This is a genomic window from Streptomyces sp. NPDC002817 (assembly GCF_053592055.1).
This window is the reverse complement of sequence record NZ_JBSFUY010000001.1, coordinates 645,042-671,118: the sequence shown is the minus strand read 5'-3', so window position 1 is coordinate 671,118 and position 26,077 is coordinate 645,042. Positions and strand designations below refer to the sequence as shown.

General features: G+C 70.8%; 27 protein-coding genes. 11 read left to right on the top strand and 16 right to left on the bottom strand.

What is annotated here, in order from left to right; genetic code table 11:
• The 4 genes from ACWD3I_RS02935 to ACWD3I_RS02920 form a co-directional block, all read left to right on the top strand.
• Nucleotides 1-483, top strand: a 483-nt coding sequence (locus ACWD3I_RS02935) for a peptidase M4 family protein (protein ID WP_451084017.1), incomplete at its 5' end; no start/stop codon positions are given.
• 21 nt (nt 484-504) lie between these two features.
• Nucleotides 505-771, top strand: coding sequence for a protealysin inhibitor emfourin (locus ACWD3I_RS02930; RefSeq protein WP_365413957.1), 267 nt, complete (start codon nt 505-507; stop codon nt 769-771).
• Between the two features lie 74 nt (nt 772-845).
• A complete protein-coding gene (locus ACWD3I_RS02925; protein WP_365413959.1) occupies nt 846-2,168 on the top strand; it encodes a GH1 family beta-glucosidase in 1,323 nt (440 codons plus the stop codon).
• Entirely contained in the window at nt 2,165-3,403 is a 1,239-nt protein-coding gene (locus ACWD3I_RS02920) for an MFS transporter (protein ID WP_365413961.1), read from the top strand. The genes ACWD3I_RS02925 and ACWD3I_RS02920 overlap by 4 nt, the downstream gene beginning before the upstream one ends.
• Nucleotides 3,404-3,419: 16 nt before the next feature.
• Here the strand turns inward: ACWD3I_RS02920 and ACWD3I_RS02915 are convergent, their stop codons facing one another.
• A complete protein-coding gene (locus ACWD3I_RS02915) occupies nt 3,420-4,274 on the bottom strand; it encodes an NAD-dependent epimerase/dehydratase family protein (protein WP_365413963.1) in 855 nt (284 codons plus the stop codon).
• Nucleotides 4,275-4,394: 120 nt separating this feature from the next.
• Between ACWD3I_RS02915 and ACWD3I_RS02910 the strand changes: the two genes are divergently transcribed.
• On the top strand, nt 4,395-5,270 hold the full coding sequence (locus ACWD3I_RS02910) for a helix-turn-helix transcriptional regulator (RefSeq protein WP_365413965.1): 876 nt from the start codon (nt 4,395-4,397) through the stop codon (nt 5,268-5,270).
• 90 nt (nt 5,271-5,360) lie between these two features.
• Here the strand turns inward: ACWD3I_RS02910 and era are convergent, their stop codons facing one another.
• Nucleotides 5,361-6,323, bottom strand: a complete 963-nt coding sequence (gene era, locus ACWD3I_RS02905; protein WP_365410216.1) for a GTPase Era — start codon at nt 6,321-6,323, stop codon at nt 5,361-5,363.
• Between the two features lie 153 nt (nt 6,324-6,476).
• Here era and ACWD3I_RS02900 point away from each other — a divergent pair, with 153 nt between their 5' ends.
• Both ACWD3I_RS02900 and ACWD3I_RS02895 read left to right on the top strand, forming a co-directional pair.
• Nucleotides 6,477-7,811, top strand: a complete 1,335-nt coding sequence (locus tag ACWD3I_RS02900; protein ID WP_365410218.1) for an ammonium transporter — start codon at nt 6,477-6,479, stop codon at nt 7,809-7,811.
• Nucleotides 7,808-8,146 carry a P-II family nitrogen regulator gene (locus ACWD3I_RS02895; protein ID WP_171146372.1) on the top strand — a complete coding sequence of 113 codons (339 nt, stop codon included), beginning with the start codon at nt 7,808-7,810 and terminating at the stop codon, nt 8,144-8,146. The genes ACWD3I_RS02900 and ACWD3I_RS02895 overlap by 4 nt, the downstream gene beginning before the upstream one ends.
• A gap of 41 nt (nt 8,147-8,187) precedes the next feature.
• On the opposite strand, the gene ACWD3I_RS02890 is transcribed toward ACWD3I_RS02895, so the two are convergent.
• From ACWD3I_RS02890 to ACWD3I_RS02870, 5 genes are all read right to left on the bottom strand, one after another.
• Nucleotides 8,188-9,219: a WxL protein peptidoglycan domain-containing protein gene (locus tag ACWD3I_RS02890; protein ID WP_365410222.1), complete on the bottom strand. Its 1,032-nt coding sequence runs from the start codon at nt 9,217-9,219 to the stop codon at nt 8,188-8,190.
• Between the two features lie 54 nt (nt 9,220-9,273).
• Nucleotides 9,274-10,605 carry a beta-xylosidase gene (locus ACWD3I_RS02885; RefSeq protein WP_365410225.1) on the bottom strand — a complete coding sequence of 444 codons (1,332 nt, stop codon included), beginning with the start codon at nt 10,603-10,605 and terminating at the stop codon, nt 9,274-9,276.
• Nucleotides 10,606-10,792: 187 nt separating this feature from the next.
• Complete coding sequence (locus tag ACWD3I_RS02880) at nt 10,793-11,266, bottom strand: hypothetical protein (protein WP_365410227.1); 474 nt, start codon at nt 11,264-11,266, stop codon at nt 10,793-10,795.
• Between the two features lie 273 nt (nt 11,267-11,539).
• On the bottom strand, nt 11,540-11,893 hold the full coding sequence (locus tag ACWD3I_RS02875) for a cytidine/deoxycytidylate deaminase family protein (RefSeq protein WP_266892576.1): 354 nt from the start codon (nt 11,891-11,893) through the stop codon (nt 11,540-11,542).
• A gap of 28 nt (nt 11,894-11,921) precedes the next feature.
• Nucleotides 11,922-12,779, bottom strand: coding sequence for a helix-turn-helix transcriptional regulator (locus ACWD3I_RS02870; RefSeq protein WP_365410279.1), 858 nt, complete (start codon nt 12,777-12,779; stop codon nt 11,922-11,924).
• A gap of 104 nt (nt 12,780-12,883) precedes the next feature.
• Between ACWD3I_RS02870 and ACWD3I_RS02865 the strand changes: the two genes are divergently transcribed.
• Complete coding sequence (locus tag ACWD3I_RS02865; protein WP_365410230.1) at nt 12,884-14,329, top strand: MFS transporter; 1,446 nt, start codon at nt 12,884-12,886, stop codon at nt 14,327-14,329.
• Here the strand turns inward: ACWD3I_RS02865 and ACWD3I_RS02860 are convergent.
• Genes ACWD3I_RS02860 through ACWD3I_RS02845 form a run of 4 tightly spaced genes read right to left on the bottom strand, consistent with a single transcriptional unit; the run spans nt 14,291 to nt 17,511 of the window.
• On the bottom strand, nt 14,291-14,650 hold the full coding sequence (locus ACWD3I_RS02860; protein WP_365410233.1) for an MmcQ/YjbR family DNA-binding protein: 360 nt from the start codon (nt 14,648-14,650) through the stop codon (nt 14,291-14,293). The two genes, ACWD3I_RS02865 and ACWD3I_RS02860, sit on opposite strands and share 39 nt — an antisense overlap.
• Nucleotides 14,647-15,945, bottom strand: a complete 1,299-nt coding sequence (locus ACWD3I_RS02855; protein ID WP_365410235.1) for a hemolysin family protein — start codon at nt 15,943-15,945, stop codon at nt 14,647-14,649. The genes ACWD3I_RS02860 and ACWD3I_RS02855 overlap by 4 nt, the downstream gene beginning before the upstream one ends.
• Complete coding sequence (gene ybeY, locus ACWD3I_RS02850) at nt 15,942-16,439, bottom strand: rRNA maturation RNase YbeY (protein WP_046262733.1); 498 nt, start codon at nt 16,437-16,439, stop codon at nt 15,942-15,944. The genes ACWD3I_RS02855 and ybeY overlap by 4 nt, the downstream gene beginning before the upstream one ends.
• 13 nt (nt 16,440-16,452) lie before the next feature.
• Nucleotides 16,453-17,511, bottom strand: coding sequence for a PhoH family protein (locus ACWD3I_RS02845; RefSeq protein WP_266892566.1), 1,059 nt, complete (start codon nt 17,509-17,511; stop codon nt 16,453-16,455).
• Between the two features lie 268 nt (nt 17,512-17,779).
• Between ACWD3I_RS02845 and ACWD3I_RS02840 the strand changes: the two genes are divergently transcribed.
• Complete coding sequence (locus ACWD3I_RS02840; RefSeq protein ID WP_365410239.1) at nt 17,780-18,493, top strand: FAD binding domain-containing protein; 714 nt, start codon at nt 17,780-17,782, stop codon at nt 18,491-18,493.
• Nucleotides 18,494-18,510: 17 nt separating this feature from the next.
• Here ACWD3I_RS02840 and ACWD3I_RS02835 read toward each other — a convergent pair whose 3' ends face one another.
• The 4 genes from ACWD3I_RS02835 to ACWD3I_RS02820 form a co-directional block, all read right to left on the bottom strand.
• A complete protein-coding gene (locus ACWD3I_RS02835; RefSeq protein WP_451084016.1) occupies nt 18,511-19,644 on the bottom strand; it encodes a carbohydrate kinase family protein in 1,134 nt (377 codons plus the stop codon).
• 89 nt (nt 19,645-19,733) lie between these two features.
• Nucleotides 19,734-20,084, bottom strand: coding sequence for an MFS transporter (locus tag ACWD3I_RS02830; RefSeq protein WP_365410242.1), 351 nt, complete (start codon nt 20,082-20,084; stop codon nt 19,734-19,736).
• Nucleotides 20,085-20,525: 441 nt separating this feature from the next.
• Entirely contained in the window at nt 20,526-21,815 is a 1,290-nt protein-coding gene (locus tag ACWD3I_RS02825) for a glucarate dehydratase family protein (protein ID WP_365410245.1), read from the bottom strand.
• Complete coding sequence (locus ACWD3I_RS02820) at nt 21,812-22,708, bottom strand: 5-dehydro-4-deoxyglucarate dehydratase (protein WP_451084025.1); 897 nt, start codon at nt 22,706-22,708, stop codon at nt 21,812-21,814. Before ACWD3I_RS02820 ends, ACWD3I_RS02825 begins: the two co-directional genes overlap by 4 nt.
• 149 nt (nt 22,709-22,857) lie before the next feature.
• On the opposite strand from ACWD3I_RS02820, the gene ACWD3I_RS02815 reads away from it, so the two are divergent.
• Nucleotides 22,858-23,643: an IclR family transcriptional regulator gene (locus ACWD3I_RS02815; protein WP_365410250.1), complete on the top strand. Its 786-nt coding sequence runs from the start codon at nt 22,858-22,860 to the stop codon at nt 23,641-23,643.
• A 175-nt stretch (nt 23,644-23,818) separates the two neighbouring features.
• Nucleotides 23,819-25,027, top strand: coding sequence for an MFS transporter (locus tag ACWD3I_RS02810; protein WP_365410253.1), 1,209 nt, complete (start codon nt 23,819-23,821; stop codon nt 25,025-25,027).
• Between the two features lie 49 nt (nt 25,028-25,076).
• On the opposite strand, the gene ACWD3I_RS02805 is transcribed toward ACWD3I_RS02810, so the two are convergent.
• Nucleotides 25,077-26,069, bottom strand: coding sequence for an adenosine deaminase (locus tag ACWD3I_RS02805; RefSeq protein ID WP_365410255.1), 993 nt, complete (start codon nt 26,067-26,069; stop codon nt 25,077-25,079).
• Nucleotides 26,070-26,077: the final 8 nt, after the last annotated feature.

The window sequence follows — 26,077 nt, the reverse complement described above, 5'->3', positions numbered from 1 at the left end:
AACGAGTCGATGTCCGACGTCTTCGGCTCCCTCATCAAGCAGCACACCCTCGGCCAGACCGCCGCCGAGGCCGACTGGCTCATCGGCGCGGGCCTTCTCGCCCCGCGCGTCACCGGCTCCGCCCTGCGCTCCATGAAGGCCCCGGGCACGGCGTACGACGACGACGTCCTCGGCAAGGACCCGCAGCCCGCGACCATGGACGACTTCGTCCGCACCGGCCGCGACAACGGCGGCGTCCACATCAACTCCGGCATCCCCAACCACGCGTTCTACCTCGCCGCCACCACCCTCGGCGGCCACGCCTGGGAACGGGCCGGACAGATCTGGTACGACGTCCTGACCGGCGGCCGGCTGAAGAAGGACGCCCTCTTCACGGACTTCGCCGCCCTGACGGTCGAGGCGGCCAAGGACCGCTACAAGGACGGCGAGGAGCTCCAGGCGGTACTGAAGGCGTGGGAGCAGGTCGGGGTGCGCACGGCGTAGTTCCGTACTAGACACGGTCCCATGCGTATTCGAGTGAGGCGTACCGGTGGATTCGCGGGCATCGAGCGTCATGCCGAGGTGGACACCTCGGGCCGGCCCGACGCCCACGAGTGGCACACCCTGGCCGAGAAGGCGCTCGCCGGCGGCCGGGGCACGCCACCCGTCGGCGTGCCCGACGGCTTCGCCTACGAGATCACCGTGGACGGCAGGACGGTGTACGCCGCCGACCCACGGCTGACCGAGGAGCAGCGCAAGCTGATCTCACGGGTCCTGAAGGAAGGGGCGTGAGGGCAGGGGCGTGACGGAAGGTGCGTAACCCCTTCTTCACGCCCGCCCGTTGACTTCCGTTACCAGCGGTACGGATGATCCGGCGCATGGCGAATCAAGAGCACCCGATACCCCAGTTCCCGGCCGGCTTCCTGTGGGGCGTCTCGACCTCGGCCCATCAGATCGAGGGCGCGGCGGAACTGCGCGAGCCCTCCGTGTGGGACGCCTTCACGGCCGAGCCGGGACGGGTGAAGGACGGCTCCACGGCGGCGGTGGCCGTCGACCACTACCACCGCTACCGCGAGGACGTGGCGCTCCTGGCCGGCCTGGGAGTGGACGCGTACCGCTTCTCGATCTCCTGGCCGCGAGTCCGTGCCGAGGGCGGCCTGGACTTCTACGACCGGCTGGTCGACGAGCTGTGCGCGGCGGGCGTACGACCGGTCCCGACCCTCTTCCACTGGGATCTGCCGGTCACGCTGGACTGGCTGGAGCGGGACACGGCGACGCGGTACGCGGAGTACGTCTCGGTCGTCGCCGAGCGGCTCGGCGACCGAGTCAAGAAGTGGATCACCATCAACGAGCCCGCCGAACACACCCTGTTCGGGCACGCGTTGGGCGCCCACGCACCCGGCAAGCAGCTGATGTTCGACGCGCTGCCGGTCGCCCACCATCTGCTGCTGGCCCACGGACTGGGCGTCCAGGCCCTGCGCGCGGCCGGCGCCACGGACATCGGCATCGCCAACTCGCACGGGCCGACGTGGCCGGCCTCCCAGGAGGCCGCCGACGTGGAGGCGGCGGACTTCTACGACGTACTGCTCAACCGCCTGTTCGCGGACCCGGTCCTGCTGGGCGAATACCCCGCCGGACTGGACGAGTTGATGCCGGGTGACGTGGCGGCCGACCTGAAGGTCATCGGGGAGCCGCTGGACTTCTACGGCATCAACTTCTACGCACCGACCAGGGTGGGCGCCCCGCAGGGCGCGGACATCGAGTTCGGGGGCCTGACGATCCCGGCCGAACTCCCCTTCTCCGTGCGGGAGATCGAGGACGTCCCGGTGACCGACTTCGGCTGGCCGGTGGTGCCCGAGGCGCTGACGGAACTCCTCACCGGCTTCCGTGAGCGCTACGGCGACCGCCTCCCGCCCGTCGTCATCACCGAGAACGGCTGCTCGTACGAGGGGATCCACGACCGGGCCAGGATCGACTACCTGGACGGTCATCTCCGCGCACTGCACCGGGCGGTCGAGGCGGGTGTGGACGTACGCGGCTACTTCGTGTGGTCGTTGATGGACAACTTCGAGTGGGCCGAGGGCTACGCCCAGCAGTTCGGGCTCGTGCACGTGAACCTCGACACCCAGGAACGGACACCCAAGGACTCGTACGGCTGGTTCCAGGAGCTGCTCCGGGCCCAGAGATGACCACGGCCCTCACCGACCCGGTCGACCGGGTCGGCCGGGGCTGGACGACGGCGCTCTCGCTGGCCAACGTGGCGATCTGGGTGGGCTGGTACGGCCCGCTCCAGATCCTGCTGGCCCGGCAGGCGGAGGACTTCGCGCCCGGCGCCGGGATGTCGAAGGAGACGCTGCTGGCATGGGTGACCGGCGTCGGCGCGGTGGTGTCACTGGCCGCCAACCCGTTCTTCGGCGCGCTGTCGGACCGCACCACGGCCCGCCGGGGCCGCCGTACACCGTGGATCGTGGCCGGTGCGGCGGGCGGCGCGCTGTCGCTGCTGCTGCTCGCGGGGGCGGGCGGGCTGTGGCTGATGATGCTCGGCTGGTGCCTGGTCCAGCTGACCCTCAACGCGGCCTTCGCGGCGGTGACCGCGGCGGTGCCGGACCGGGTGCCGCGGTTGCAGCGGGGTGCGGTGGGCGGCTGGCTGGGGGCGGCGCAGATCCTCGGGGCGGTCGCCGGTACGGGGCTGGCGACGGCGGCGGGCGGCATCGCGGCGGGGTACGTGGCCTGTGCGGTGTTCACGCTGGCGGGCGTGCTGCCGTACGTGCTCCGGTACGAGGATCTGCGGCTGCCGGTGACGGACCGCCCGGCGTGGTCCGCGAAGACCTTCCTCCGAGGGTTCTGGCTGAGCCCGCGCCGCTACCCGGACTTCGGCTGGGCCTGGCTGACCCGCTTCCTGATCAACCTCAGCAACGCGCTGGTGATCCTCTACCTCCTCTACTACCTGCGGGACCGTCTGCACCACGACGACCCCGAGCAGGGCGTGCTGATCCTGACCGCGGTGAACAGCGTGACGCTGCTGGCCACGGTCGTGGTGGGCGGCGTCCGGTCGGACCGGTCGGGCCGTCGCAAGCCGTTCGTGCGCTGGTCCGGGGTGCTGATGGCGGCGGCCACGGCCCTGCTGTCCGTGTGGCAGACCTGGCCGAGCGCGATCGTCGTGGCGGCGCTGCTGGGCGTGGGCCTCGGGGTGTTCATGTCGGTCGACTTCGCGCTGATGACGGACGTACTCCCGAAGGCGGGGGACCGCGGCAAGGACCTCGGCGTCATCAACGTGGCCAACGCCCTCCCCCAGGTCGCCGCCCCCGCCCTCGCCGCACCGATCGTGACGCACCTGGGCGGATACCGGGTGCTGTATCTGGTGGCCGCGGTGCTCGGTCTGGCGGGGGCGCTGCTGGTGGGGCGGATCAGAGGGGTGGACTAGGGCCGGACCAGGCCGGTCAGAGGGCGCCGGCGTCCCGGGCCGACCAGACGCTGGGGTACAGCGGGCGGAAGCCGAGCTCCCGGCGGATGCGCTCGGTGGAGGTGATCCCGAGCCACGGGTCGGGATCCGTGCGGTCGTGGAGTTCGGCGGGGACCTCGACGCCGTTGAGCTCGTGCAGTTCGAGTGCCGTGACGGGGGCGTCGTCGGAGATGTTGTAGATCCGGCCGGCGACCCCCGGCGCGTGCAGGAGACGCAGCAGGCCCTGGGCGACATCCGCGTGATGGACCATCTGCAACCGCTGGACCGACGCCCAGTTCCGGGCCCACATCAGGGACTGGGCCAGGTGGGGATCGCCCTCGCCGTAGACGAAGACGAGTCGGCCGACCCGCACGTCCAGGCCCTCCAGGGCGAGCAGTTCCCGTTCGGCCGCCACCTTCGACTCGGTGTAGGCGCCCCACATCTCGCCGCCGGGCCGGATCTCGTCCTCCTCGGTCAGCGGGCGGCCGCGTCCGAGTCCGTACACGAGCCCGGTGCTGACCTGTACGAAGCGCTGTACGCCGGCGGCGAGCGCGGCACGGCCCAGTGCGACGGCGGCGTCCCGGTTGACGGCCCGGGCCTCGTCGTCCGGGACCCCGCGGAAGGAGGCCGCGATGTTGACGACCGCGTCCACCCCGGCGACCGCCTTGCCGAGCACCTCGCCGTCCCGCAGGTCCCCGACCACGACCTCGGCGCCCGACCCGGCGAACCGCTCCGCCCGTTCCGCGTCCCTCACCAGCACCCGCACCCGCTCCCCGGGCCGGGTCTGCGCCAGCAGCCTGGGCACGAACCGCCGGCCGACCTGTCCTGTCGTACCCGTCACCAACGTCAGCATCATGTGCTCCTCTCGGTCGGTGACCAGCCTCTGCCGGGGCCGGGCCGGCCGGGAGAGACCTCCCGATCGGGGGACCGCCAGTCCCTGGATAAGCCGGGCGGGTTGCCGCAGCCTGAAGGGGTGAACCGAGCCGAACTCGCCGACTTCCTGCGCCGTGGCCGTGCCCGACTGGAGCCGTCGGACGTGGGGCTGGCACCGGGCGCCCGCCGCCGCATCCAGGGCCTGCGCCGGGAGGAGGTGGCCTCGCTGACCGGCATGTCGGTGGACTACTACACGCGCCTCGAACAGCGCAGAGGCCCGCGGCCGTCCCGCCAGATGCTGACGGCACTGGCCCGTGCGCTGCGCCTGACGGACGACGAACGGGACCACCTCTTCCACCTGGCGGGCGAGGAGCCACCACGCAGGGAGCCGACGTCGTCACATGTACGCCCGGGTCTGCTGCTGATCCTGGACCGCCTCCACGACACCCCGGCGCAGGTCGTGAGCGACACCGGGGAGGTCCTGGCCCAGAACGCGCTGGCGAAGGCCCTCGCGGGTGACGCCGCCGCCCGCCCGCCCCGTGACCGCAACCTGACCCGCCGCTTCTTCCTCGACCCCACGGCGAGGGAGCTCTTCCCTCCCGAGGACCACCCGGCACTGGCCCGTGCCCAGGTGGCAAGCCTCCGCGCGGTGACCGCGGCCCGCCCCGACGACCCCGAAGCAGCGGCCCTCGTGGCGGAACTCCGCTCCACCAGCAAGGAGTTCGCCCACCTCTGGACGGCCCACGAGGTATCCCTACGCCGCTCCTCCACGAAGCGCTTCCGCCACCCGGTGGTCGGCCTCCTGGAACTCGACTGCGAGATCCTCCTCAGCCACGAACACCACCACCAACTGGTCGTGTACACAGCCCGCCCCGGCACGGAGTCCCACGAGCGCCTTCAACTACTGCGCGTGGTGGGACTACAGAACATGACAAACGCCGGAGGGGCTGAGAAACCCAGCCCCTCCGGCGTTTGAGGACGAGGCCCTTTCGGGGCCGACAGCGGGGGTCTGGGGGCGCAGCCCCCAGGGATGGGACCGGGTAGGGGCGGCGGGGCGAGGAAACGGCTAGAAGCCCAGCTTGCGCAGCTGGCGCGGGTCTCGTTGCCAGTCCTTCGCGACCTTCACGTGGAGGTCGAGGAAGACCGGCGTACCGAGCAGCGCCTCGATCTGCTTGCGGGACTTGATGCCGACTTCCTTGAGGCGCTTGCCCTTGGGGCCGATGATGATGCCCTTCTGGCTGGGACGCTCGATGTAGACGAAGGCGTGGATGTCGAGGAGGGGCTTGTCGGCGGGGCGGTCCTCACGGGGAAGCATCTCCTCCACCACGACCGCGATGGAGTGCGGAAGCTCGTCGCGGACCCCCTCGAGGGCCGCCTCGCGGATCAACTCCGCGATCATGACCTGCTCGGGCTCGTCCGTGAGGTCACCCTCCGGATACAGCGCCGGCCCCTCGGGCAGCAGCGGCACGATGAGGTCGGCCAGCAGATCCACCTGCTTGTCCGCGACCGCCGAGACAGGAACGATCTCGGCCCACTCGAACCCGAGCTCCTTGCCGAGCTGGTCGATGGCGATGAGCTGCTCGGCCAGCGTCTTGGAGTCCACCAGGTCCGTCTTGGTGACGATCGCGATCTTCGGCGTCTTCTTGATCGACGCCAGCTCCTTCGCGATGAAGCGGTCACCGGGACCGAGCTTCTCGTTCGCGGGAAGGCAGAACCCGATCACATCGACCTCGGCCCACGTCGTCCGCACGATGTCGTTCAACCGCTGCCCCAGCAGCGTGCGCGGCTTGTGCAGCCCAGGCGTGTCCACCAGGATCAGCTGCGCCTCCGGCCGGTGCACGATCCCCCGGACGGTGTGCCGCGTGGTCTGCGGCTGGTCGGCGGTGATCGCCACCTTCTGGCCGACCAGAGCGTTCGTGAGGGTGGACTTGCCCGCGTTGGGACGGCCCACGAAGCAGGCGAAGCCCGCACGGTGGCCGGACTCGGCGGACTGCTCGGATGACTGGCTGCGAACGCTCATGGCTCCCATTCTCCCTGATCCCCGGAGCCCCGCCGCACAACCGTCCACACCCACCCCCGACGGTGAGATCTCGGTAACCCGTACGCAACGAAACGTGACGGAAACACATCGGTACACATCCGGTAACGCACGCCGGTGACCCTCTGACGAGCCCCCACCTCGATGGAGACCCCCGTGACTCTCGCCGCCCCCCTTGCCGCCGGGCGTATCGACACCGGCGACACCGCCTGGCTGCTCGCCGCCACCGCCCTCGTCCTGCTGATGACCCCGGGCCTCGCCCTGTTCTACGGCGGCATGGTCCGCACGAAGAGCGTCCTCAACATGCTGATGATGAGCTTCGTGTCGATCGCCCTGGTGACCGTCGTATGGCTGACCGCGGGCTACTCCCTCGCCTTCGGTGACGACATCGGCGGCGGGCTCATCGGCGGCCTCGACCACGCCGGCATGTCCGGCATCGGCCCCGACAGCGTCCAGGGCACCGTCCCCACGCTTCTCTTCGCCACCTTCCAGCTGACCTTCGCGATCATCACCGCCGCGCTGATCAGCGGCGCGGTCGCGGACCGCGCGAAGTTCGGCGCGTGGCTGGTCTTCGTCCCGGTGTGGGCACTGCTCGTATACGTTCCCGTCGCCCACTGGGTCTGGGGCCCGGGCGGCTGGATCCTCGACAGGCTCGGCGCCCTCGACTTCGCGGGCGGTCTCCCGGTCGAGATCACCTCCGGTGCCTCCGGTCTGGCCCTGTGCCTGGTCCTGGGCCCGCGTCTCGGCTTCAAGAAGGACGCGATGCGTCCGCACAACCTGCCCATGGTCATGCTGGGCGCGGGTCTCCTCTGGTTCGGCTGGTTCGGCTTCAACGCCGGCTCGGCGCTGGGCGCCAACGGACTGGCCGCGGCCGCCTTCCTCAACACCCTCGCGGCAGGCTGCACGGGTCTGCTGGGCTGGCTCTTCGTGGAGCAGAAGCGCGACGGCCACCCCACCACCCTGGGCGCGGCCTCCGGCGCGGTCGCCGGTCTCGTCGCGATCACCCCGTCCTGCGGCTCGGTCTCCCTGCTCGGCGCGCTGGTCGTCGGCCTGGCGGCCGGTGTCGTCTGCTCGTACGCCGTGGGCTGGAAGTTCAAGCTGAACTACGACGACTCCCTCGACGTCGTCGGCGTCCACCTGGTCGGCGGCATCATCGGCACCCTTCTCATCGGTGTCTTCGCCATCGAGTCGATGACCGGCGGCACCGAGGGCCTCCTCTACGGCGGCGGCCTCGCCCAGCTCGGCAAGCAGCTGGTGGCCGTGGTCGCCGTGGGGACGTACGCCTTCGTGGTGACGTACGGCATCGCCAAGCTGATCGACAGGACGCTGGGCCTGCGGGCGGGCGAGGAGCAGGAGCACACCGGTCTCGACCTTACGGTGCACGCCGAGACGGCATACGATCACGGCGTCCTGGGCCACGGTGCTCCGGTCAGCTCCTCCGTCGTTCCCTCCGCTCAGAAGGTCAAGCCCCAGGCATGAAGCTCATCACCGCGATCGTCAAGCCGTACCGCCTCGACGAGGTCAAGACGGCGCTCCAGGAGCTCGGCGTGCACGGGCTGACCGTGACCGAGGCCAGTGGCTACGGCCGTCAGCGCGGCCACACCGAGGTGTACCGCGGCGCCGAGTACCAGGTCGACCTGGTGCCCAAGGTCCGTATCGAGGTCGTCGTCGACGACGCCGACTCCGAGGCCGTGATCGACGCGATCGTGAAGGCCGCGCACACCGGCAAGATCGGCGACGGCAAGGTGTGGGCCCTGCCGGTCGACACCGTCGTACGCGTGCGGACGGGCGAGCGCGGTCCTGACGCGCTCTGAGCAGCGACGTCATGCGGGCGAGCGGTACGCGCTCGCCCGCATCACGGTCGCGGAGCTCGTGACGACACGGCAGCCGGCTCCCGCCGAACCGCCCGCGGCTCTCCTGCCGAGGGACCGCCCGCGCCGCGCCGTGGGCGTCGGGATCCGGCCCGTGCCCGCCGCGCCCTGATCAGCAGGACGACGCCCACGGCCACGACCACCAGCAGCACCACCGCCATCAGCCACGGCAGCGCGAAGAAGGAGGCACCCGCCGACTCGCGGGTGTCCTTGGCGCTCGCCGTCAGGGTCACATCACCCCAGTCCAGCTGCGGCGCGCCCTTCCACGGCTCGCTCAGCCGTACCTTCTGGCCGGGCAGCAGCTCGGAGGGGATCCTCGTGAGGTCGCGGGCGAGCAGCGTACGGCCGAAAAGGCCCGTCGCCCGTAGCTCCACCTTCGGGTTCAGGGTGAGATTCCCGGTGTTGTGGAGGGTGTAGGAGACCGTGGCCGCGCTGTCGCCGAGGCCGGGTACGAGCGGCTGGTGGTGGATGACGCGGACGTCCTCGACGGAGATCGCCGGCAGGGTGGGCCCGCCGACCCGGAGGTAGACACGGGCGGCGACGGCCCGCTGCACACCGAGCGCGACAGAGCCCTCCCCCGGGTCGACGCGCTCGTCGAGTGCCACGATCGCGCCGGGGTGGTCGCCGGGTTCGGCGCCGTCGGGCACCTTCAGTGTGAAGGGGACGGTGACCTTGCCGTGCCCGGGGACCTTGATCCGGGACTTCGCGGGCTTCGCCCACACACCCACGCCGCGCATCTCCTCTTTCATGGTGCGTACGGCGAACCCGCCGTCGCGCGCGGTGTTGTAGGCGTCGGCGGAGTACAGCCGGAACGTCATGGGCTCGGCCGTCTTGTTGACGACGACCACCTTGTCCTCGATGGTCTGCCCGGGGTCGGCGAAGAGATAGAAGTACGGCCGCTCGGCCACCGACCCGGACACGGGGTAGACGGACCAGCTCCCGTTGTCGGCGGCGTGCGAGGGCGTGGCGAGGGCGGTGAGCAGCAGGCTCAGGAGGAGGACGTACAGCTTGCGCATGGGTGCGGACCCCCACGGGACGGGTTGGACGGGCGGGTGCGGACGCCCGTACGGTCAGCTGAGCGTGAGGGTGAGAACGCCGGAGTACGAGCCCGGAGGCGTGAACGCCGGTACGTTCAGGGAGAGTTCGGCGTTGGCGGTGAACTCACCGCCGGTCGCCGTGTCGGCGGGCGCCGACGCGAGGGTCGCCCCGGACGAGCCGACCTTGCCCGCCGAACCGGCCTGGCAGGTGCTGGGGCTGCCCGCCTTGGTGTCGCAGGCGGGGGTCCAGTTCAGCTGGTCGGCACCGATGGTGACACCGGGACCGGTGAAGTCGGTGACCTTGCCGGTCAGGGACCAGCCCGCGGTACCGCCGCGGAAGTCCTTGACGGTCACGGCGTTGAGGCCGCCCGTGGAGGCGCCGCCCTCGCCGTACTCGACCGCCGACAGCGAGACGGTGTCCCCGGCCTGGGTCATGGACAGGACTCCGCCGCGCACCGTGGTGGTGAGTTTCTGGGCGTTGTCCGGGACGGGTGTGTCGTCGATGACGGTGTAGGCGACCGGTCCGGCGCCCAGGGCCGAGTCCCAACTGCTCCCTTCGTAGGCCACGATGCCGGTCGTCGTCTTGTCGTTGACGACCAGCGAGCCACTGATGGCACCGGCCGCGCTCGCCGTCACGGTCGCCGTGTCCCCGGTCTGGCTGGAACCGGCGCGTCCGGCGAGGGTGACGGTGGCACCCGGGGTGAAGTCGCTGCCGGTGACCGTGACACTGGCACCGGGGTTGCCGGAGCTCGAACCGAGCGCGATGGCACGGGTGTTGGGTCCGGGAGCATCGCTCGCCGTGATGGTCACGGAGACCGGGGCGGGCGGGGTGATGACGGTGCAGGGGGTGTCCAGCTCCAGCAGATAGCTGGTGTGGATGTTGTAGTCACCGGGCGAGAGCGTGATGGCGCCCGGGGCGGTGACCGTGAAGCTGCCGGTCATGCTGAACGACGGGAACGCGGCGTTGCCCGGTACCGGGTTGTTCTTCTTCGGTCCGGCGACCGCCACGTTCCCGCTCTGCGCCCCGGCCAGGACGGCCTTGCCGGACGGCGTCATGATGTCGGCCGGCAGGTCGATGGCGGTGGGGTTGCTCGCGGCGGGCTTGACCACCGTGTACGTCACGTCGACGGTGTCGCCGACGTAGGGGGTGGTGTCGCTCACCGTGATGATCGCGGTGGTGGTGCCCTCGATCGGCGGGAGTCCCGAGATGGCGGGCGGGATGCAGCGGGTGGCGAAGTCGACGTTGTCGGCGGCCTGGGCCGGACCGGCCAGCGCACCGCCGGTGGTGACCGCGAGGGCGGTGGCGCCGAGCAGTGCGGCGAGACGGCGTCTTCGACTTCTGGGCCTGGGCGCTTGGGATCTCATGTCTGGTTGCCCCCTCTGAGGGATGCGGGCGCAGCGGCTCTTCTGCGCCGACAGGGGGCATTGATGTGTGGATCGCGTGAGAAGTCAATGGATATGAACCAGTGAACTGATGGAGCGTCAGTTCACCGTGTCGCGAGGTGAACTGACGCTCCGCACCAGCAGGTTGGGCCGGTTCGGTTGCAGATTCTCAGTCGAACACGAACGGTCCGGGCGACTGGGGCCCGGTCGCCGTGCAGTCGACGGTGATCCCCAGGACGACGATCTGCAGCGAACCGCCGTACGCCTCCAGGCTGTCGCCCGAGGCCACGGTGCCATTGAGCGGACCGACGGTGACGGCGTCACCGGCAGCGAGCGCGGGGTTCTCCGTGCCGCTGAAGGTGGCGGTGCCGCCACTCGCGTTCACCAGGGTGAGGGTGGAGGTGATGGAGTCCTCGGCCAGCGCGATCGGCGCGGTGATCGCGGAGGTGACGGTGATGGTTGCGGACGTACCGTCCTGGGTGGCGGTGAGCGTGGCCTCGCCACTGCCGAAGATTCCGCAGTCGGCGGTGATCGTGGCCGTGTCCGGGGTCACGGCGACGGCGGTGGGCGCGAACGCGAGCCCGGTGACCGCGAGGGCCCCGACGGCCAATGCCGCACCCGTACTGAATCGTTTGCCTCTCATGGGGTTCCGACTCCCTTCCCATATAGGGAAATTGCCATGTGGGGATGGATGGGAGAACACCCGAACGGCCCGCCTGCGGCGCGTGGTGCGGAACGCTCCGCGTGGGGGGTGGCGGGATCCAAATCTGACGGACCGTCGGAACTACAGATTCCATTGATACGCGAGAGACTGAAAACAGCAAGGTTCAATTTCAGCCGACGCCCCGGGCTCCCCAGCCCGTCCGGCGTTTGAGGACGAGGCCCTTCGGGCCGACGGGGGTCTGGGGGCGGGGCTTCAGTCCGCCGACACAGTCAGCCGCACGACCCCGTCCGGCCCGGCCACCAGCACCGGCGTCCCCGGCCCACCCAGATCCCGCACAGCAGCCAGATCCTCAGCCAGAACGCCGTCGGCGTCCGTCACCACCGCCGCCGCCTCCAACGACTTCGCCCCGGACGCCACAGCCATCGCCACCGCGGTCCGCAGCGCACTCAACCGCAACGAGTCGAGCCCCACCGTCCCCGCCACATATGTACGCCCCGTCTCGTCCCGCACAGCCGCCCCCTCGGGCACACCGTTTCGCGCCCGCGCGGAACGGGCCAGGGTGACGATCTTGCGGTCATCGGGGTCAAGCGCGCTGCTGTCGGTCATGCAGTGAGGATACGTAAAACCGCCACCTCTACCCCGCCACGGGGTACATGGCCTCCCGCCGCCCCTCCGGCGACGCCAGCCACTCCAGCTTCGCCGCGGTGTCCTGATCCAACGGCGTGTGCAGCACGATCGACAGATCGGGCCGCACCGGCATCTTCATCACGCTCGCCTCCAGGCACAGCAGCCCGACCACCGGATGCTCCAACTCCTTGCGGATCTGCCCGGCGTCCTCGATGTCCCGCTCCGCCCACAGCGCCACGAACTCCGGGCTCACCGCCGACACCCGCGCCAGCACCTGCTGATACCCCTCGTCGGGCCGCGCGGAGGACGCCGCCCGGAACTGCGCGACGACGGTACGCGCGTTCTGCTCCCAACTGCGAGACCGCGACCGGTACATCGGATCGGTGAAGAAGTCGACAAGGCAGTTCTGGGTGATACCGGGCCGCATACCGAGCACCATCGCGGCCGCGTCGTTGTACAGCACGCAGTTGTAGTACAGGTCCATGATGTGCGCCGGATACGGCATCCAGGCGTCGATCATCCGCCGCAGCCCGTCGCACATGTCCCGCCTGCCGGGCTCGACCTCGGGCACCGGCGGATTCAGCCCGGCGAGGACGTACAGATGCCGCCGCTCGGTGCCGCTGAGCCGCAGCACCCGCGCGACGGAGTCGATGACCTGCGGCGACACCGAGATGTCCCGCCCCTGCTCCAGCCACTGGTACCAGGACGCCCCGACCCCGGCGAGCACGGCGACCTCCTCGCGCCGCAGCCCCGGCGTACGGCGCCGCGAACCCCCGCCCGGCAGTCCGGCCTCCGCCGGGGAGACCCGGGCCCGCCGGCTCATCAGGAACTCCCGCAGCTCGCTTCGCCGTCGCGTCCTGAGCATGTCCTCGGGCACGTCCGCATCCCCCCGGTCCCTGGCTGGTGGTGCCACCACCAGGACAACTTCCGTCTCCCCACGGCTATTCCGGCGCCCGCAGGCTCTTGTCCATGGCGATCGACACCGACACGAACCCCCTGTCACCCCCCACCCCGCTCGGCACCCCCCGGCTGTCCACACGCGACAAGCTCGTCCTCTGCGTCCTGTGCGCGGCCCAGTTCATGGTCAGCCTCGACTTCTCCGTCCTGAACGTCGCCCTGCCCGCCCTCGGCGCGGACCTCGGCATGAGCCAGTCCGCCCTGCAGTGGGCGGTCACGGCATTCGCACTGCCGTCCGGCGGCTTCCTGCTCCTCTTCGGCCGGATCGGCGACCTGTACGGCCGGCGCAAGCTGTTCCTGACCGGCCTCGCCCTGTTCGGCGCGGCCTCACTGCTGGCGACGTTCGCCTGGGACCCGACGTCGTTCCTGGCCGGACGCGCGCTGCAGGGCCTCGGCGCGGCGGCCATCGTCCCGACCGGTATGTCCCTGTTGACCACGACGTTCCCGGAGGGCCCGGCCCGTGACCGCGCGCTCGGCATCTCCGGCACCCTCCTCTCGCTCGGCTTCACGGTCGGCATGGTGGCCGGCGGCACCCTCACCGACGTCCTCGGCTGGCGCTCCACGATGGGTCTGCTGACGGTGTTCGCGCTGATCGTCCTGCCGCTGGCCCCGAGCCTGCTGCCGGAGTCCCGCACCCCGGAGCGTCCGCGCCTGGACGTGCCCGGCGCGGTCACCGTCACCGGCGGTCTGCTGTCCCTGATCTACGCCCTGTCGACCGCAGCCGACCACGGCTTCGGCCGCCCGGACGTCATCGTGACGTTGCTCGCCGGCCTCCTGCTCCTCACGGCCTTCGCCGTCGTCGAGTCCCGCACGGCCGCACCTCTGGTGTCCCTGCCGATGTTGCGCCGCCGCACGGTCGCGTGGGGCAACCTGGGCGGTCTGGTCACCTTCTCGATGATGTCGACGATCGTCTTCGTGCTCACGCTGTACCTGCAGGAGGTCCTGCGCCTGTCCGCCTTCCAGACGGGTCTCGTCTTCGGTGTGCAGGGCGTGCTGTCGGCGGTGGCAGGCTCGTACGCCCCGAAGGTCATCGGCCAGCTCGGCGCCCGCCGCACCCTGGTCGCCTCCCTCGCCGGCCAGGGCGTGCTGACCGCCGCGCTACTGGGCCTGGACGACCGCGGCTGGTCGGTCTGGCTCGCCGTCACCGCCGTCTCGCTGGCCAGCATGTGCCACCTCGGCGCGATCATCTCGTACGGCCTGACGGTCACCTCCGGCGTCCCCGACGAGGAGCAGGGGCTGGCGACCGGTCTGGTCACCTCGACCCAGCAGATCGGCCTCACCGTCGGCATCCCGCTGCTGGGCGTACTGGCGACCACCTCGGGCGACCTGCTGTCCGGCGTCCGTACGGTGATCGCGATCGACGCGGCGGTCGTCCTGGCCGCGGCGCTGCTGATCGCGGCAGGACTGAAGCGACGGGCCTCAGGAACGGTCGAGGCGGAGCCGCTCGGCGCGCGGTAGACCGGCGACGACCAGGTCGTAGGAGTCCTCGATGAGCTCCCGCACCAGCCGGTCCGGCAGCCCCCCGTCGACCCGCACCGTGTTCCAGTGCCGCTTGTTCATGTGATACCCGGGCGCGATCAACCCCTCGTACTCACCCCGGAGCCGCATCGCGTCCTCCGGATCGCACTTGAGGTTGACCTTCAGCGGACTGGCGTCGATCCAGCTCAGCGCGAACATCTTGCCCAGCACCTTGAAGACCGAGATCTCCGGGGAGAAGGGAAAGTCCTCCACGGCCGCGTTGAAGGAGAGACAGAAGGTACGCAGCTCCTGTGGGGTCACTCCGACTCGTCCTCCTCCTTCGGCGGCTCCACCGGCTCCACCAGCACGGTCACGATCTTGTTCCGCCGCCCGGCCGCCGCCTCCGCCGTCAACCGCAGTGCCCGCCCGTCCGGCAGATCCACCACGGAGGACGCCCCGGCGATCGGCACCCGCCCCAGCGCCTTCGCCAGCAGCCCGCCGACGGTCTCCACGTCCTCGTCGTCGTACTCGTCGAGGTCGTACAGCTCCCCCAGATCGGTGATGTCGAGCCGCGCGGTGACCCGGTAGCGGTCCTCGCCCAGCTCCTCCACCGGCGGGAGTTCACGGTCGTACTCGTCGGTGATCTCGCCGACGATCTCCTCGAGGATGTCCTCGATGGTGACGATGCCGGCGGTGCCGCCGTACTCGTCGATGACGACGGCGACGTGGTTGCGGTCCTGCTGCATCTCGCGGAGCAGGTCGCCGGCGTTCTTGGTGTCGGGCACGAAGGCGGCGGGCCGCATGGCGGTCGACACCAGCTCGCTCTCCGCGTCCCGGCTGATGTGCGTCTTGCGGGCCAGGTCCTTCAGATACACGATCCCGACGATGTCGTCCTCGCTCTCACCGCTGACCGGTATCCGCGAGAAACCGGACCGCAGCGCGAGGGTGAGGGCCTGACGGATCGTCTTGTACCGCTCGATCACCACGAGGTCGGTCCGCGGGACCATCACTTCGCGCACGAGGGTGTCGCCGAGCTCGAAGACCGAGTGCACCATCCGGCGCTCGTCGTCCTCGATCAGCGACTCCGCCTCCGCGAGGTCGACCAGCGCACGCAGCTCCGCCTCGGAGGCGAAGGGGCCGCGCCGGAAGCCCTTGCCGGGGGTGAGCGCGTTGCCGATGAGGATCAGCAGGCTCGGGATCGGGCCCATGATCCGGGCGAGCGGCAGCAGGACGTACGCCGCCGCGGTGGACGTGTTCAGCGGGTGCTGACGGCCGATGGTGCGCGGGGAGACACCGACGGCGACGTACGACACCAGGACCATGACGCCGATGGCGACCAGCAGGGCCTCGGTCGTGCCGTCGAACTCCTGGAGGCAGGCGTACGTGACCAGGGCGGCCGCCGCCATCTCGCAGGCGACCCGGACCAGCAGCGCCACATTGAGGTAGCGGGTCGGGTCGGCGGCGACCTGGGCGAGCTTGGCGCTGCCGCGGCGGCCGGAGCGTACGGCCTCCTCGGCACGGAAGCTGGACATGCGCGCGATGCCCGCCTCCGCGCAGGCGGCGAGCCATGCGACGACGACCAGGGCGATCGCGCCGGAGACGAGGGGAAGGCTCATGACACGGTCGGGGCCGGGGACGGGCCGGTGTGGCCCTTCTCCGCGCGCCAGCCGTCCACGATGGCGGCCTGGAGGCCGAACATCTCGGCCTTCTCGTCCGGCTCCTCGTGGTCGTAGCCGAGCAGGTGCAGCACCCCGTGGACGGTGAGGAGCTGGAGCTCCTCGTCCATGGAGTGCTGCGTCTCGGCTTCCTCGCCCTGCTTCTTGGCGACCTCGGGGCACAGCACGATGTCGCCGAGGAGGCCCTGCGGGGGCTCGTCGTCGTCCTTCGACGGCGGACGGAGCTCGTCCATCGGGAAGGACATGACGTCCGTCGGCCCCGGCAGGTCCATCCACTGGATGTGCAACTGCTCCATGGCGTCGGCGTCCACGACGATCACCGAGAGCTCGGAGAGCGGGTGGATGCGCATCCGCGCGAGCGCGTAGCGGGCGATGTCGAGGATCGCCTGCTCGTCGACCTCGGTTCCGGACTCGTTGTTGACGTCGATCGACATGGTGCTGGGTTGTCTACTTCCGCTTGTTACGGCCGCCCTTGTGGGTGCCGTTCTCCGTACCGTGGTCGCTGTCGTACTTCTCGTACGCGTCGACGATACGGCCGACCAGCTTGTGGCGTACGACGTCCTGCGACGACAGGCGGGAGAAGTGGACGTCGTCGAGGCCCTCCAGGATGTCCTGGACCTGACGCAGACCCGACTTGGTGCCGTTGGGCAGGTCGACCTGGGTCACGTCACCCGTGATCACGATCTTCGACTCGAAGCCGAGGCGGGTGAGGAACATCTTCATCTGCTCGGGTGAGGTGTTCTGGGCCTCGTCGAGAATGATGAAGGCGTCGTTGAGCGTACGGCCACGCATGTACGCCAGCGGCGCGACCTCGATGGTCCCGGCGGCCATGAGCCTCGGGATCGAGTCCGGGTCCAGCATGTCGTGCAGCGCGTCGTACAGCGGGCGCAGGTACGGGTCGATCTTCTCGTAGAGCGTGCCGGGCAGGAATCCCAGCCGCTCCCCCGCCTCCACCGCCGGGCGGGTCAGGATGATGCGGTTGACCTGCTTGGACTGCAGGGCCTGCACCGCCTTGGCCATGGCGAGGTAGGTCTTGCCGGTGCCGGCGGGGCCGATACCGAAGACGATCGTGTGCTTGTCGATCGCGTCGACGTACCGCTTCTGGTTCAGGGTCTTGGGGCGGATCGTGCGGCCGCGCGAGGAGAGGATGTTCTGGGTGAGGACCTCGGCCGGGGTCTCCGGGCCGTCCCCCTCGCCGTTCTCACTCGCTCTGAGCATCGCGATAGAGCGTTCCACTGCGTCCTCCGTCATCGGCTGTCCGGTGCGGAGCACCAGCATCATCTCGTCGAACAGGCGCTGGATGAGGGCGACTTCGGCGGCGGCGCCGACCGCGCTGACCTCATTGCCCCGGACATGGATGTCGGCCGCCGGGAAGGCCTTCTCGATCACACGCAGGAGGGAGTCGCCGGACCCCAGCACCGTCACCATGGGGTGCTGGGCGGGGACGGTGAAGTGTGCTCTCGCCTGCCCCTGCGCGGGTGTATGAGCTGTGGGTGTCTGAGTCATGGGCCGGCTCTGTAGGCCTTGCTCGTCCTCCTCGAAACGACTCGCCCGCCACATGGGCGGCCTGGCGATTTCAAGGGTACGCCGGTGGACTGACAACCCCGTAGGCCTTTTCGGGCGCGGCCCGCCTCCGCGGCACCGGCCGGTGAGAGCGCCCTGAGTGCAGCGGTGAGCCCTGCATGCTCCCCCCGCGTAGATGGGCAGAATCCGCCCCGTCCGTGCCACACGTGTTCGGGGCGGTTCGCCGCCCGCCGGGGAAAGCAGGTCGGCCGTGTTCTTGCGTCTGCCCACGTCCGTGTCCGAGGCCCAGCAGTGTCTGTCCGAGGGAGCGATACCCGTCGGCGGCGCCACGCTCCAGTGGGCCGTCTGGCAACGGGACGGCTTCCCGGAGCAGGCGATGTCACTGCGCGAGGTGCCGGAGGCCAATGTGCTCGGCACCGAGGAGCTGGGGGCGGCGGTGCTGCTGTCCCGGGTCGACGACCGGGTCCCGGAGGTACTGCGCCGGGCGGCCTCGCGGGTGGGCACCGGGGCGGTGCGCCGGGCCGCGACGGTCGGCGGGAACATCGTCGGCAGCACCCTGCGCTGCCTTCTCCCCGCCGCGCTCGTCCTGGACGCCCGCGCCACGGTGCTGGACGCGGAGGGCCCCTACGAGACCGACCTGACCGAACTCACCGCGAAGCGTCCGGTGCTGCTGAACCTGCGCTGGCGCACCCCGCTGGCCAGCGGCCACCGCAAGCTGCCCGACGAGCCGGGCGGCGCACCGCCCCTCGTCGTCGCCGTCGCGGTGACGGCCGGAACGGACGGACACCTCCTGCGGGTCGCCGTCCGGGACGGCTACGACGTGCTCTGCGAGAGCGTGGAGCACGACACGGAGACCGGCCCGGCCCTCGACGCCCTGGCGCGTACACCGATCGGCGCGCTGCGCGCCGGAGCGTGGGACGTGGTCCGCGAAGAGGTGAGCACCGTCCTCGACCGGGTCGCCTGAACCGCCCGCCGCGAGCGTCAGGCCGACCGGCGGAAACCGATGGTCGGCACCGCCCGCCGCAACGGCCACGGCCTCGCCTGCTCCGTCGGCACCAGGTCCGCCAGGAATCCGTAGCGCCGCAGGGCCGTCGGGTCCTGTCCCTCGACGGACTGGACCCTGCGCCACCATGCCCCGATCTCGGACCAGCCCGGCGCCGACAGCGACCCGCCGAACTCCTGCACCGACAGCGCGGCCGTGAGCCCCGCGAAAGCCAGCCGGTCGGCCAGCGGCCAGCCGGCCAGCGTGCCGGTGACGAAGCCGGCCACGAAGACGTCGCCGGCGCCGGTGGGGTCGAGGGCCTCCACGGCGATGGCGGGGACCTCGGCGGTCTCCCCCGTGCGCCGGTCCACCGCGTACGCGCCCTCCGCGCCGAGGGTGACCACGGCCAGCGGCACATGTGCGGTGAGGGCGTGGGCGGCCTCCCGGGGGCAGGAGGCGCCGGTGTACCGCATGGCCTCCTCCGCGTTCGGCAGGAACGCCTCGCAGTGCTCCAGGTCGGCCAGGCCCGCCAGGTCCCACACACCGGTCTCGTCCCAGCCGACGTCGGCGAAGACGCGGGTGCCCTCGCCCGCGGCCTGGGTGATCCAGGAGGCCCGCTTGCCCGGCACCAGCGAGGCCACGGCCGCACGCGCGCGGGGCGGGCAGTCCGGGGCCGCTTCCTCCGGGGGCGGCTCATGGCCGTGGGAGACCATCGTGCGCTCGCCCTCGTACGCCATCGAGACGGTGACCGGGGAGTGCCAGCCGGTGACCGTGCGGGACGGCGAGAGGTCGATGCCCTCGCCCTGCTCCAGGGCGTCCCAGCAGTACTCGCCGTAGTGATCGGAGCCGAAGGCGGCCGCGAGGGATGTTTTCAGCCCCAGCCGGGCCAGCGCGGTGGCCATGTTGGCGACACCGCCGGGGCTCGACCCCATCCCGCGCGCCCAGGACTCGGTCCCGCGCACCGGGGCGGAGTCGAGCCCGGTGAAGATGATGTCGAGGAAGACGGGGCCGGTCAGATACACGTCCCAGGGCGGGTCGTCCGGTGCGCGCAGGGCGGCCAGCGGGTCGACCTGGGCCTGGCAGTGGCCGGTCTCTCCGGTGTCGTACGACGGTCCCTTCCCGGACGCGATCACGGTGCGCTCCCTGACGTGGTGCCGATCAGGCCAGTCTGCACCACACCACTGACAACCGGCCGCCGCTCACGCCCGACCCGCCCGTCACGTCAGGCCTTCGACGGCCCCGGAGGGGCGGTGCGAGCGGCACCGGGAGTCGCCTTCGGGGCGGTGGAGGCCCTCGGCGCCTTCGCGGGCCGTGTCCGGATCCGGTCGTTGCGCCCGCCGCCCCGCACGAACAGCACGCTCAGCGCGGCCAGGAACCCGACGACCGTCAGCCCCACCAGACCTCCCTTCGTGGACCCCGTCGAGTCCTCGATGATCCCGAAGGCCGTCGGCGCCACGAAACCGCCCAGGTCGCCGATCGAGTTGATCAGCGCGATACCGGGTGCGGCGGCGCGGGCGTCGAGATAGCTCTGCGGGCTCGTCCAGAAGACCGGCGAGGCCGGTTTGAAGCCCATCGCGGCGAGGCACAGCGCGCCCAGTCTTCGAAGACGGCGTACGCGATGAAGAAGATGCCGGCCCCCAGCCCGAAGGCGGCGGCGGACAGACCGACATCGGCCCGGAGTTCGTCCTGGGCGAAGCCCAGGTTCACCCGGTCCATGTAGTTCGCCACGAACATGATGAAGAACAGCGGCACCACACGGCGGAAGATCTTGCGGATGGCGGATTGGACGACGGGTGGATGTGTCTCGGGGACAACTGCAGACACGAGCGGCTCCGATCGGCTGCGCTTCTGACCGCCGGTCCGGGCAGTCTCAGCCCGTCCGGCGTTTGAGGACGAGGCCCTTCGGGGCCGATGGGGGTCCAGAGGGCGGAGCCCCCTGGGAGCGGGGTCGAAGGGGCGGCAGCCCCTGGAGGACGGGACGGGTAGGGGCGGCGGGGGCGAGAACCGCCCTGCGCTACCAGCGAGGCACGCTCGGCGTCACCCACCCCGGCTCGGCGACCCGCATCGCCGCCGCGTCGTCCCGCTCACGCAGCGCCCCGTCGTCGTCGAGCCACCGCTGATGCAGGAACTCCAGCTTCTCCCGGTCGAGTTCGACCCCGAGACCGGGCGCGTCCGACACGGCGACCTTGCCGTCGTCGAAGGTCAGCCGCGAGGTGAGGACGTCCTCCGACTGCCAGGGATAGTGGGAGTCGCAAGCGTGGTGAAGGTTGGGGACGGTGGCCGCCACATGCGTCATCGCCGCCAGCGAGATGCCCAGATGGGTGTTGGAGTGCATGGACACCCCGACCCCGAACGTCCGGCAGATCGCCGCCAGTTGCTGCGTGTTCCGCAACCCGCCCCAGTAGTGGTGATCCGACAGCACCACCTGAACGGCATCGCGAGTGAACGCCTCCTTGATCTCCGCGAACGTCGTCACGCACATGTTGGTGGCGAGCGGCACATCCGTCCCGGCGGACACCTCGGCCATGGCCGGCGTACCGAGAGCCGGGTCCTCCAGGTACTCGAGGACGTCCCCGATCTCCTCGGCGACCCTCAGTGAAGTCTCCACGGACCAGGCCCCGTTGGGGTCGAGCCGCAGCGGATGCCCGGGAAAGGCCTCCGCCAGCGCCCGGACGGCCGCGATCTCCTCGTCCGGCGGAAAGACCCCGCCCTTCAGCTTGAACGACGTGAACCCGTACCGCTCCTTGAACAGCCGCGCCTGCTCCACGACCCCGGCCGGATCCACGGCCGCCCCCCAGTCGTCCTTCTCGCAGGCCACGCCCGAGGGATGATCGGCCCACCGGTAGAACAGGTACGCGCTGTACTCGACCGCGTCCCGCACCTTCCCGCCGAGCAGCGCGTGCACCGGCAGGCCGAGCGCCTTGCCGAGCGCGTCGAGACAGGCGACCTCGAACCCGGAGACGACGGACAGCCGCAGCTTGTCGGCGGTCTGGACACCGCGCAGCCCGCCGACGTCGACCTGCCCGGAGACCCGGGAGCTGTCGACGGCCACCTCGTCGGCGAGAAGGAACAGCCCGTTGAGGTCTCCGACCTGACCGCCGATCAGCTTCTCGGCGAACGGCCGCGCCAGCTCCAGGTACTTGGTGTCGCCGTAGGTCTCCCCGATCCCGGTCACCCCGTCCGCGGTCTCCACCTCCACGATCAGCCGCGGGGTGTACGGCTGGTGCACGCCCTGCGTGTTGAGCAGCGGCGGGTCGGCGACGAGGATCGGCGTCAGCCGGACATCCGTGATGGTGAGGTTCACAGGGCGGCTCCCACGAGGTCGAGGCCGGTGGCGAGGAGGGACGTGAGGTCGGCCAGGTCGGCGACCGAAGGGTCGGTCAGGGGCGCGCGTACGGGACCCACGGGACGGCCCCGCAGCCGGGCCGCGGCCTTCACCAGCGACACGGCGTATCCGGGGACGCGGTCGCGGAGTTCGACGAGCGGGACGTAGAAGTCGCGCAGCAGCTTCTCCACCGTGCCCTCGTCGCCGGCCTTCAGCGCGCCGAAGAAGGCGTTCGCGATCTCCGGGGCGAAGGCGTGGACGGCGGAGGAGTAGGCGGGGACGCCGACGGTGGCGTAGGCGCGGGCCTGGATCTCGGCGGTGGCGGCGCCGTTGAAGAAGAGGAAGCCCTCAGGGGCGGCGAGGGTGAGGCGCTGGAGCCGGTCGAGGTCGCTGTGGCCGTCCTTGAGGCCGATGACGGTGGGGATGTCGGCCAGTCGCCGGAACGCCTCCACGCCGAACGTGACCTGTCCGCGCTGGTAGGCGATGAGCGGCAGCCGGGTCCGCGCCGCGATCTCCGCCACCTGCCGGACGAGCCCCTCCTGCGGGGCGGCGACCAGGTAGTGCGGGAGCACCAGCAGCGCGTCGGCGCCGGCCTCCTCGGCGATGCGGGCGAAGCGGACGGCCTGCGCCCAGCCGTAGCCGATCCCGGCGACGACGGGCACCCGGCCGGCGGACTCCTGGACGGCCACCGACACCACGGTCCGGTACTCGTCCTCGTCCAGCGAGAAGAACTCCCCGGTGCCGCAGGCGGGGAAGACGGCGCCGGGGGCGGTGGCGATCTGGGCGGCGACATGGGTGCGGAAGCCGTCCGGGTCGAGGGAGCCGTCGGCGTGGAAGCTCGTCAGCGGGAACGACAGGACGCCGCCCGCCATGCCCTCCCCCAGCCGCCGCACGATTTCGCCCGTGTCGAGACTCACCCTCACTCATCTCCCTATGTAGATGTCATCCACGTATGAAGATGGAGATTAGGTACGCGAACCGCGACCGTCAATGGCGCGGACACCCCGATTACGATCGGCACATGTCGGAGACAGGGGGCGTGCGCGAGGTGAAGTCGGCCGCGCGGACGGTCGAACTGCTGGAAGTGCTGGCCGCGCGCGGGGACCGCCCGGCGCGGCTGCAGGAGCTGGCGGACGAGCTGGAGGTGCCGCGCAGCTCGATGTACGCGCTGCTGCAGACCCTGATCTCCCGCGGCTGGGTCCGCACCGACGTCACCGGTTCGCTCTACGGCATCGGCATCCACGCCCTGCTGACCGGCACGAGCTACCTCGACTCCGACCCGCGCGTCCGGGTCGTACGCCCGTATCTCGACGAGGCGTCCCAGGCGCTCGGCGAGACCATCCACATGGGCCGCCTGGACGGCCGGGACGTGGCGTACCTGGCGACCCGCGAGTCCCACGAGTACCTGCGCACGATCAGCCGCGTCGGCCGCCGCCTCCCCGCCCACGTCGGCGCCCTGGGCAAGGCCCTCCTGGCCGAACATCCCGACGACGAGCTGCCGGAGGGCCCCTACGAGGCCCTGACCCCCAACTCCCACACCACCCGCGACACCCTGACGGCCGACCTCTGCGAGATCCGCTCCCGCGGCCACTCCGTCGACCGCGAGGAGGGCGTCCTCGGCATCATCGGCTTCGGCTTCGCCCTGCGCTACGACTCCCCCGCCCAGGACGCCATCAGCTGCTCGGTCCCGGTGGCCCGGCTGACCCCGGCGCACGAGGAGCAGATCATCGCGGTGATGCGGGAGATCAGGGCCAAGATCGAGGCGACGGTGCCGGCGGCGGGCGGGGCCGCTGTTCACTGGCGTTGAGGCGCTCGTCTACCCGGCATTCCCCACCCGAAACACGACGTGCCTCAGATCACACCCCCCACTCTTTTTCTGAAACCGCGTGCTTGATACAAATTGCCCGCGCGTTCCTGTCCGTCGACGGTCGTCGCCCAATCCCCTTTTTGAGCCGCTTCTTTCGCATGCCCAGGGAACGCCCGTGTTCGCCCCCCGCACCATCGCCTGGCCCCTCGTCGCCCTTTTCACGGCCGGGTACCTCGCCCCGTACCTCCTCCCGACCACCGTCGGCAGACTGGACTCGGGTCTTCCACTGACCGCCACTCAGGCGGGCGCCGTCGGCAGTGCGCTGCTGCTGAGTTCGGCGTCCGCGGGCTTCCTGCTGGCGTCGAAGGTGGACCGGATCGGCGCGCGGAGGCTGGCGCGCATCGGACTCGCCCTCGCGGTGGCCGGCTACGGCTGCGCCGCGCTCAGCGGCAGCGTCGCGGCCGTCGTCACCGGCGCGATGATCGGCGGGTTCGGATCCGGTACGGCCACCACGGTCGCCGCCACCGGGATCGCCGCCCAGAGCGATCCGCACCGCACGACCACACTCGGTCTGCTCGGTGTCTCCGCCCTGGCGGGCGCCGTCTATCTGACCGTCCCGCACCTGGGCCCGGGCCACGGCCAGCCCCTGGCCGCGATCGCCCTCACCGCCCTGGCGGTCTGGCCCCTGACGAACCGTCTCCCGCTGCACACCCCCGCCCCGCAGACCCGGCGGACGAGGACCCCCCTCCCCCATCTCCGGGCCGGCCTGCTCCTCGCCGCCACCCTCCCCTGCTGGTCCCTCGCCCAGAACGCCCTCTGGGGCGTCAGCGGCCACATAGGCCTCACCCAGGCCCATCTGACGGAGGCCACGGTCGGCGCCGTCTTCGCCGTAGGGCTCGGCGCGGGCCTGCTGGGCGTCATCGGCGCGGGCACCCTCGGCCCCCGCCTCGGCCACGCCCTGCCCATCGGCGCGGGCACGGCCCTGATCGCCGCCTGCATCGCCCTCAGCGCATCCGCGACCGACCTGACGACCTTCGCGACGGGCGAGATCGCCTGGAACACGCTCTACCCGATCGTCCTGTCGTACGTCATAGGCCTGGCCGCCTCCCTGGACCCACGCGGCAGATGGGCGGTCCTGGTCGGCTCGGCGTCCTCACTCGGCACGGCGGCGGGCCCCCTCACAGGCAGCCTGCTCGCGGCCGAGGCAGGCTTCCCGGCCATGGGCCTGGTCCTGGCAGCAGGGCTGCTACTGATCGCCGTACCGATGACGGCGACAGCCCTCCGGGCGGGAAGCCGGACTCTGCCGGTGGTCGAGATCACCGTCGACACCCCGGCTGTCCCGACCCAGCACGTCTACGAAACGGCAGCCGTAGCGCCCCGCTAGGGGCGCGGGGAACTGCGCGATCAACCCCCACCGGCCCGCAGCCTGGGAACTACGAAAACTCGTAGCTCTCCACTTCGGCCAGATACCGCTGACGCCGCTCCTCGTCATGCTCCAGGAAGGACGCGACAAAGGAGTTGCGGGCGAGCTCTCGCAGCCGGTCCTCGGACAACCCGAGTGTCGTCCCCACGGCCTCGAAGTTGTCGCCCGCATACCCCCCGAAATACGCCGGGTCATCGGAGTTCACCGTGCACAACAACCCCGCATCCAGCATCGCCGGAAGCGGATGATCGGCCAGCACATCAACCGTCCGCAGCCGCACATTGGACATCGGGCACAACGTCAGCGGCACGCGATCCCGCACCAACCGCGAGACCAGCTCCGGCGACTCCATGCACCGCAGCCCATGGTCGATCCGCTCCACGCCGAGCACATCAAGGGCCTGCGTGATGTACTCGGGCGGCCCCTCCTCCCCGGCATGGGCCACCCGCCGCAGTCCAAGGGCCGCAGCAGCCTCGTACACCTCGCGGAACTTCACCGGCGGATGCCCGACCTCGGCGGAGTCGAGCCCGACACCGACGATCCGGTCGAGATACGGCTTCGCGGCGTCCAGCGTCTCCAGGGCCGACTCGGCGGACTCGTCGCGCAGGAAGCACAGGATCAGCTGCGTCGAGACACCGTGATTCGCCTCGCTGCTGCCGAGCGCCCGCCACAGCCCGTCGACGACCGTCCCCATCCCCACACCGCGCGCGATGTGCGCCTGCGGGTCGAAGAAGATCTCCGCGTGCCGCACCCCCTGCGCGGCGGCACGGGCGAGATACGCGTTCGCGAGGTCCTCGAAGTCCCGCTCGGTGCGCAGGACGGCCATGAGCTCGTAGTACAGGTTCAGGAAGGACTGGAGGTCCTCGAACTGGTACGCCTTGCGGAGCTCGTCCGTGTCCGCGTACGGCAGCTCGACGCCGTTGCGGGCGGCCAGCTCAAACGCCAGCTCGGGCTCCAGCGTGCCTTCGATGTGGAGGTGCAGTTCAGCTTTGGGGAGGGGCATCGAAGCAT

Excerpts from the sequence above, each read along its gene's own strand:
- ACWD3I_RS02890 (WP_365410222.1), bottom strand. The coding sequence starts at position 9,219 with ATGCGCAAGCTGTACGTCCTCCTCCTGAGCCTGCTGCTCACCGCCCTC.
- ACWD3I_RS02805 (WP_365410255.1), bottom strand. The coding sequence starts at position 26,069 with ATGCCCCTCCCCAAAGCTGAACTGCACCTCCACATCGAAGGCACGCTG.
- ACWD3I_RS02845 (WP_266892566.1), bottom strand. The coding sequence starts at position 17,511 with ATGACTCAGACACCCACAGCTCATACACCCGCGCAGGGGCAGGCGAGA.
- ACWD3I_RS02925 (WP_365413959.1), top strand. The coding sequence starts at position 846 with ATGATCCGGCGCATGGCGAATCAAGAGCACCCGATACCCCAGTTCCCG.
- ACWD3I_RS02880 (WP_365410227.1), bottom strand. The coding sequence starts at position 11,266 with ATGAGAGGCAAACGATTCAGTACGGGTGCGGCATTGGCCGTCGGGGCC.
- ACWD3I_RS02855 (WP_365410235.1), bottom strand. The coding sequence starts at position 15,945 with ATGAGCCTTCCCCTCGTCTCCGGCGCGATCGCCCTGGTCGTCGTCGCA.
- ACWD3I_RS02815 (WP_365410250.1), top strand. The coding sequence starts at position 22,858 with ATGTCGGAGACAGGGGGCGTGCGCGAGGTGAAGTCGGCCGCGCGGACG.
- ACWD3I_RS02900 (WP_365410218.1), top strand. The coding sequence starts at position 6,477 with ATGGAGACCCCCGTGACTCTCGCCGCCCCCCTTGCCGCCGGGCGTATC.
- ACWD3I_RS02920 (WP_365413961.1), top strand. The coding sequence starts at position 2,165 with ATGACCACGGCCCTCACCGACCCGGTCGACCGGGTCGGCCGGGGCTGG.
- ACWD3I_RS02875 (WP_266892576.1), bottom strand. The coding sequence starts at position 11,893 with ATGACCGACAGCAGCGCGCTTGACCCCGATGACCGCAAGATCGTCACC.
- era (WP_365410216.1), bottom strand. The coding sequence starts at position 6,323 with ATGGGAGCCATGAGCGTTCGCAGCCAGTCATCCGAGCAGTCCGCCGAG.
- ybeY (WP_046262733.1), bottom strand. The coding sequence starts at position 16,439 with ATGTCGATCGACGTCAACAACGAGTCCGGAACCGAGGTCGACGAGCAG.
- ACWD3I_RS02885 (WP_365410225.1), bottom strand. The coding sequence starts at position 10,605 with ATGAGATCCCAAGCGCCCAGGCCCAGAAGTCGAAGACGCCGTCTCGCC.
- ACWD3I_RS02865 (WP_365410230.1), top strand. The coding sequence starts at position 12,884 with ATGGCGATCGACACCGACACGAACCCCCTGTCACCCCCCACCCCGCTC.
- ACWD3I_RS02820 (WP_451084025.1), bottom strand. The coding sequence starts at position 22,708 with ATGGCGGGCGGCGTCCTGTCGTTCCCGCTGACGAGCTTCCACGCCGAC.
- ACWD3I_RS02830 (WP_365410242.1), bottom strand. The coding sequence starts at position 20,084 with ATGGGCTTCAAACCGGCCTCGCCGGTCTTCTGGACGAGCCCGCAGAGC.
- ACWD3I_RS02870 (WP_365410279.1), bottom strand. The coding sequence starts at position 12,779 with ATGCTCAGGACGCGACGGCGAAGCGAGCTGCGGGAGTTCCTGATGAGC.
- ACWD3I_RS02930 (WP_365413957.1), top strand. The coding sequence starts at position 505 with ATGCGTATTCGAGTGAGGCGTACCGGTGGATTCGCGGGCATCGAGCGT.
- ACWD3I_RS02895 (WP_171146372.1), top strand. The coding sequence starts at position 7,808 with ATGAAGCTCATCACCGCGATCGTCAAGCCGTACCGCCTCGACGAGGTC.
- ACWD3I_RS02915 (WP_365413963.1), bottom strand. The coding sequence starts at position 4,274 with ATGCTGACGTTGGTGACGGGTACGACAGGACAGGTCGGCCGGCGGTTC.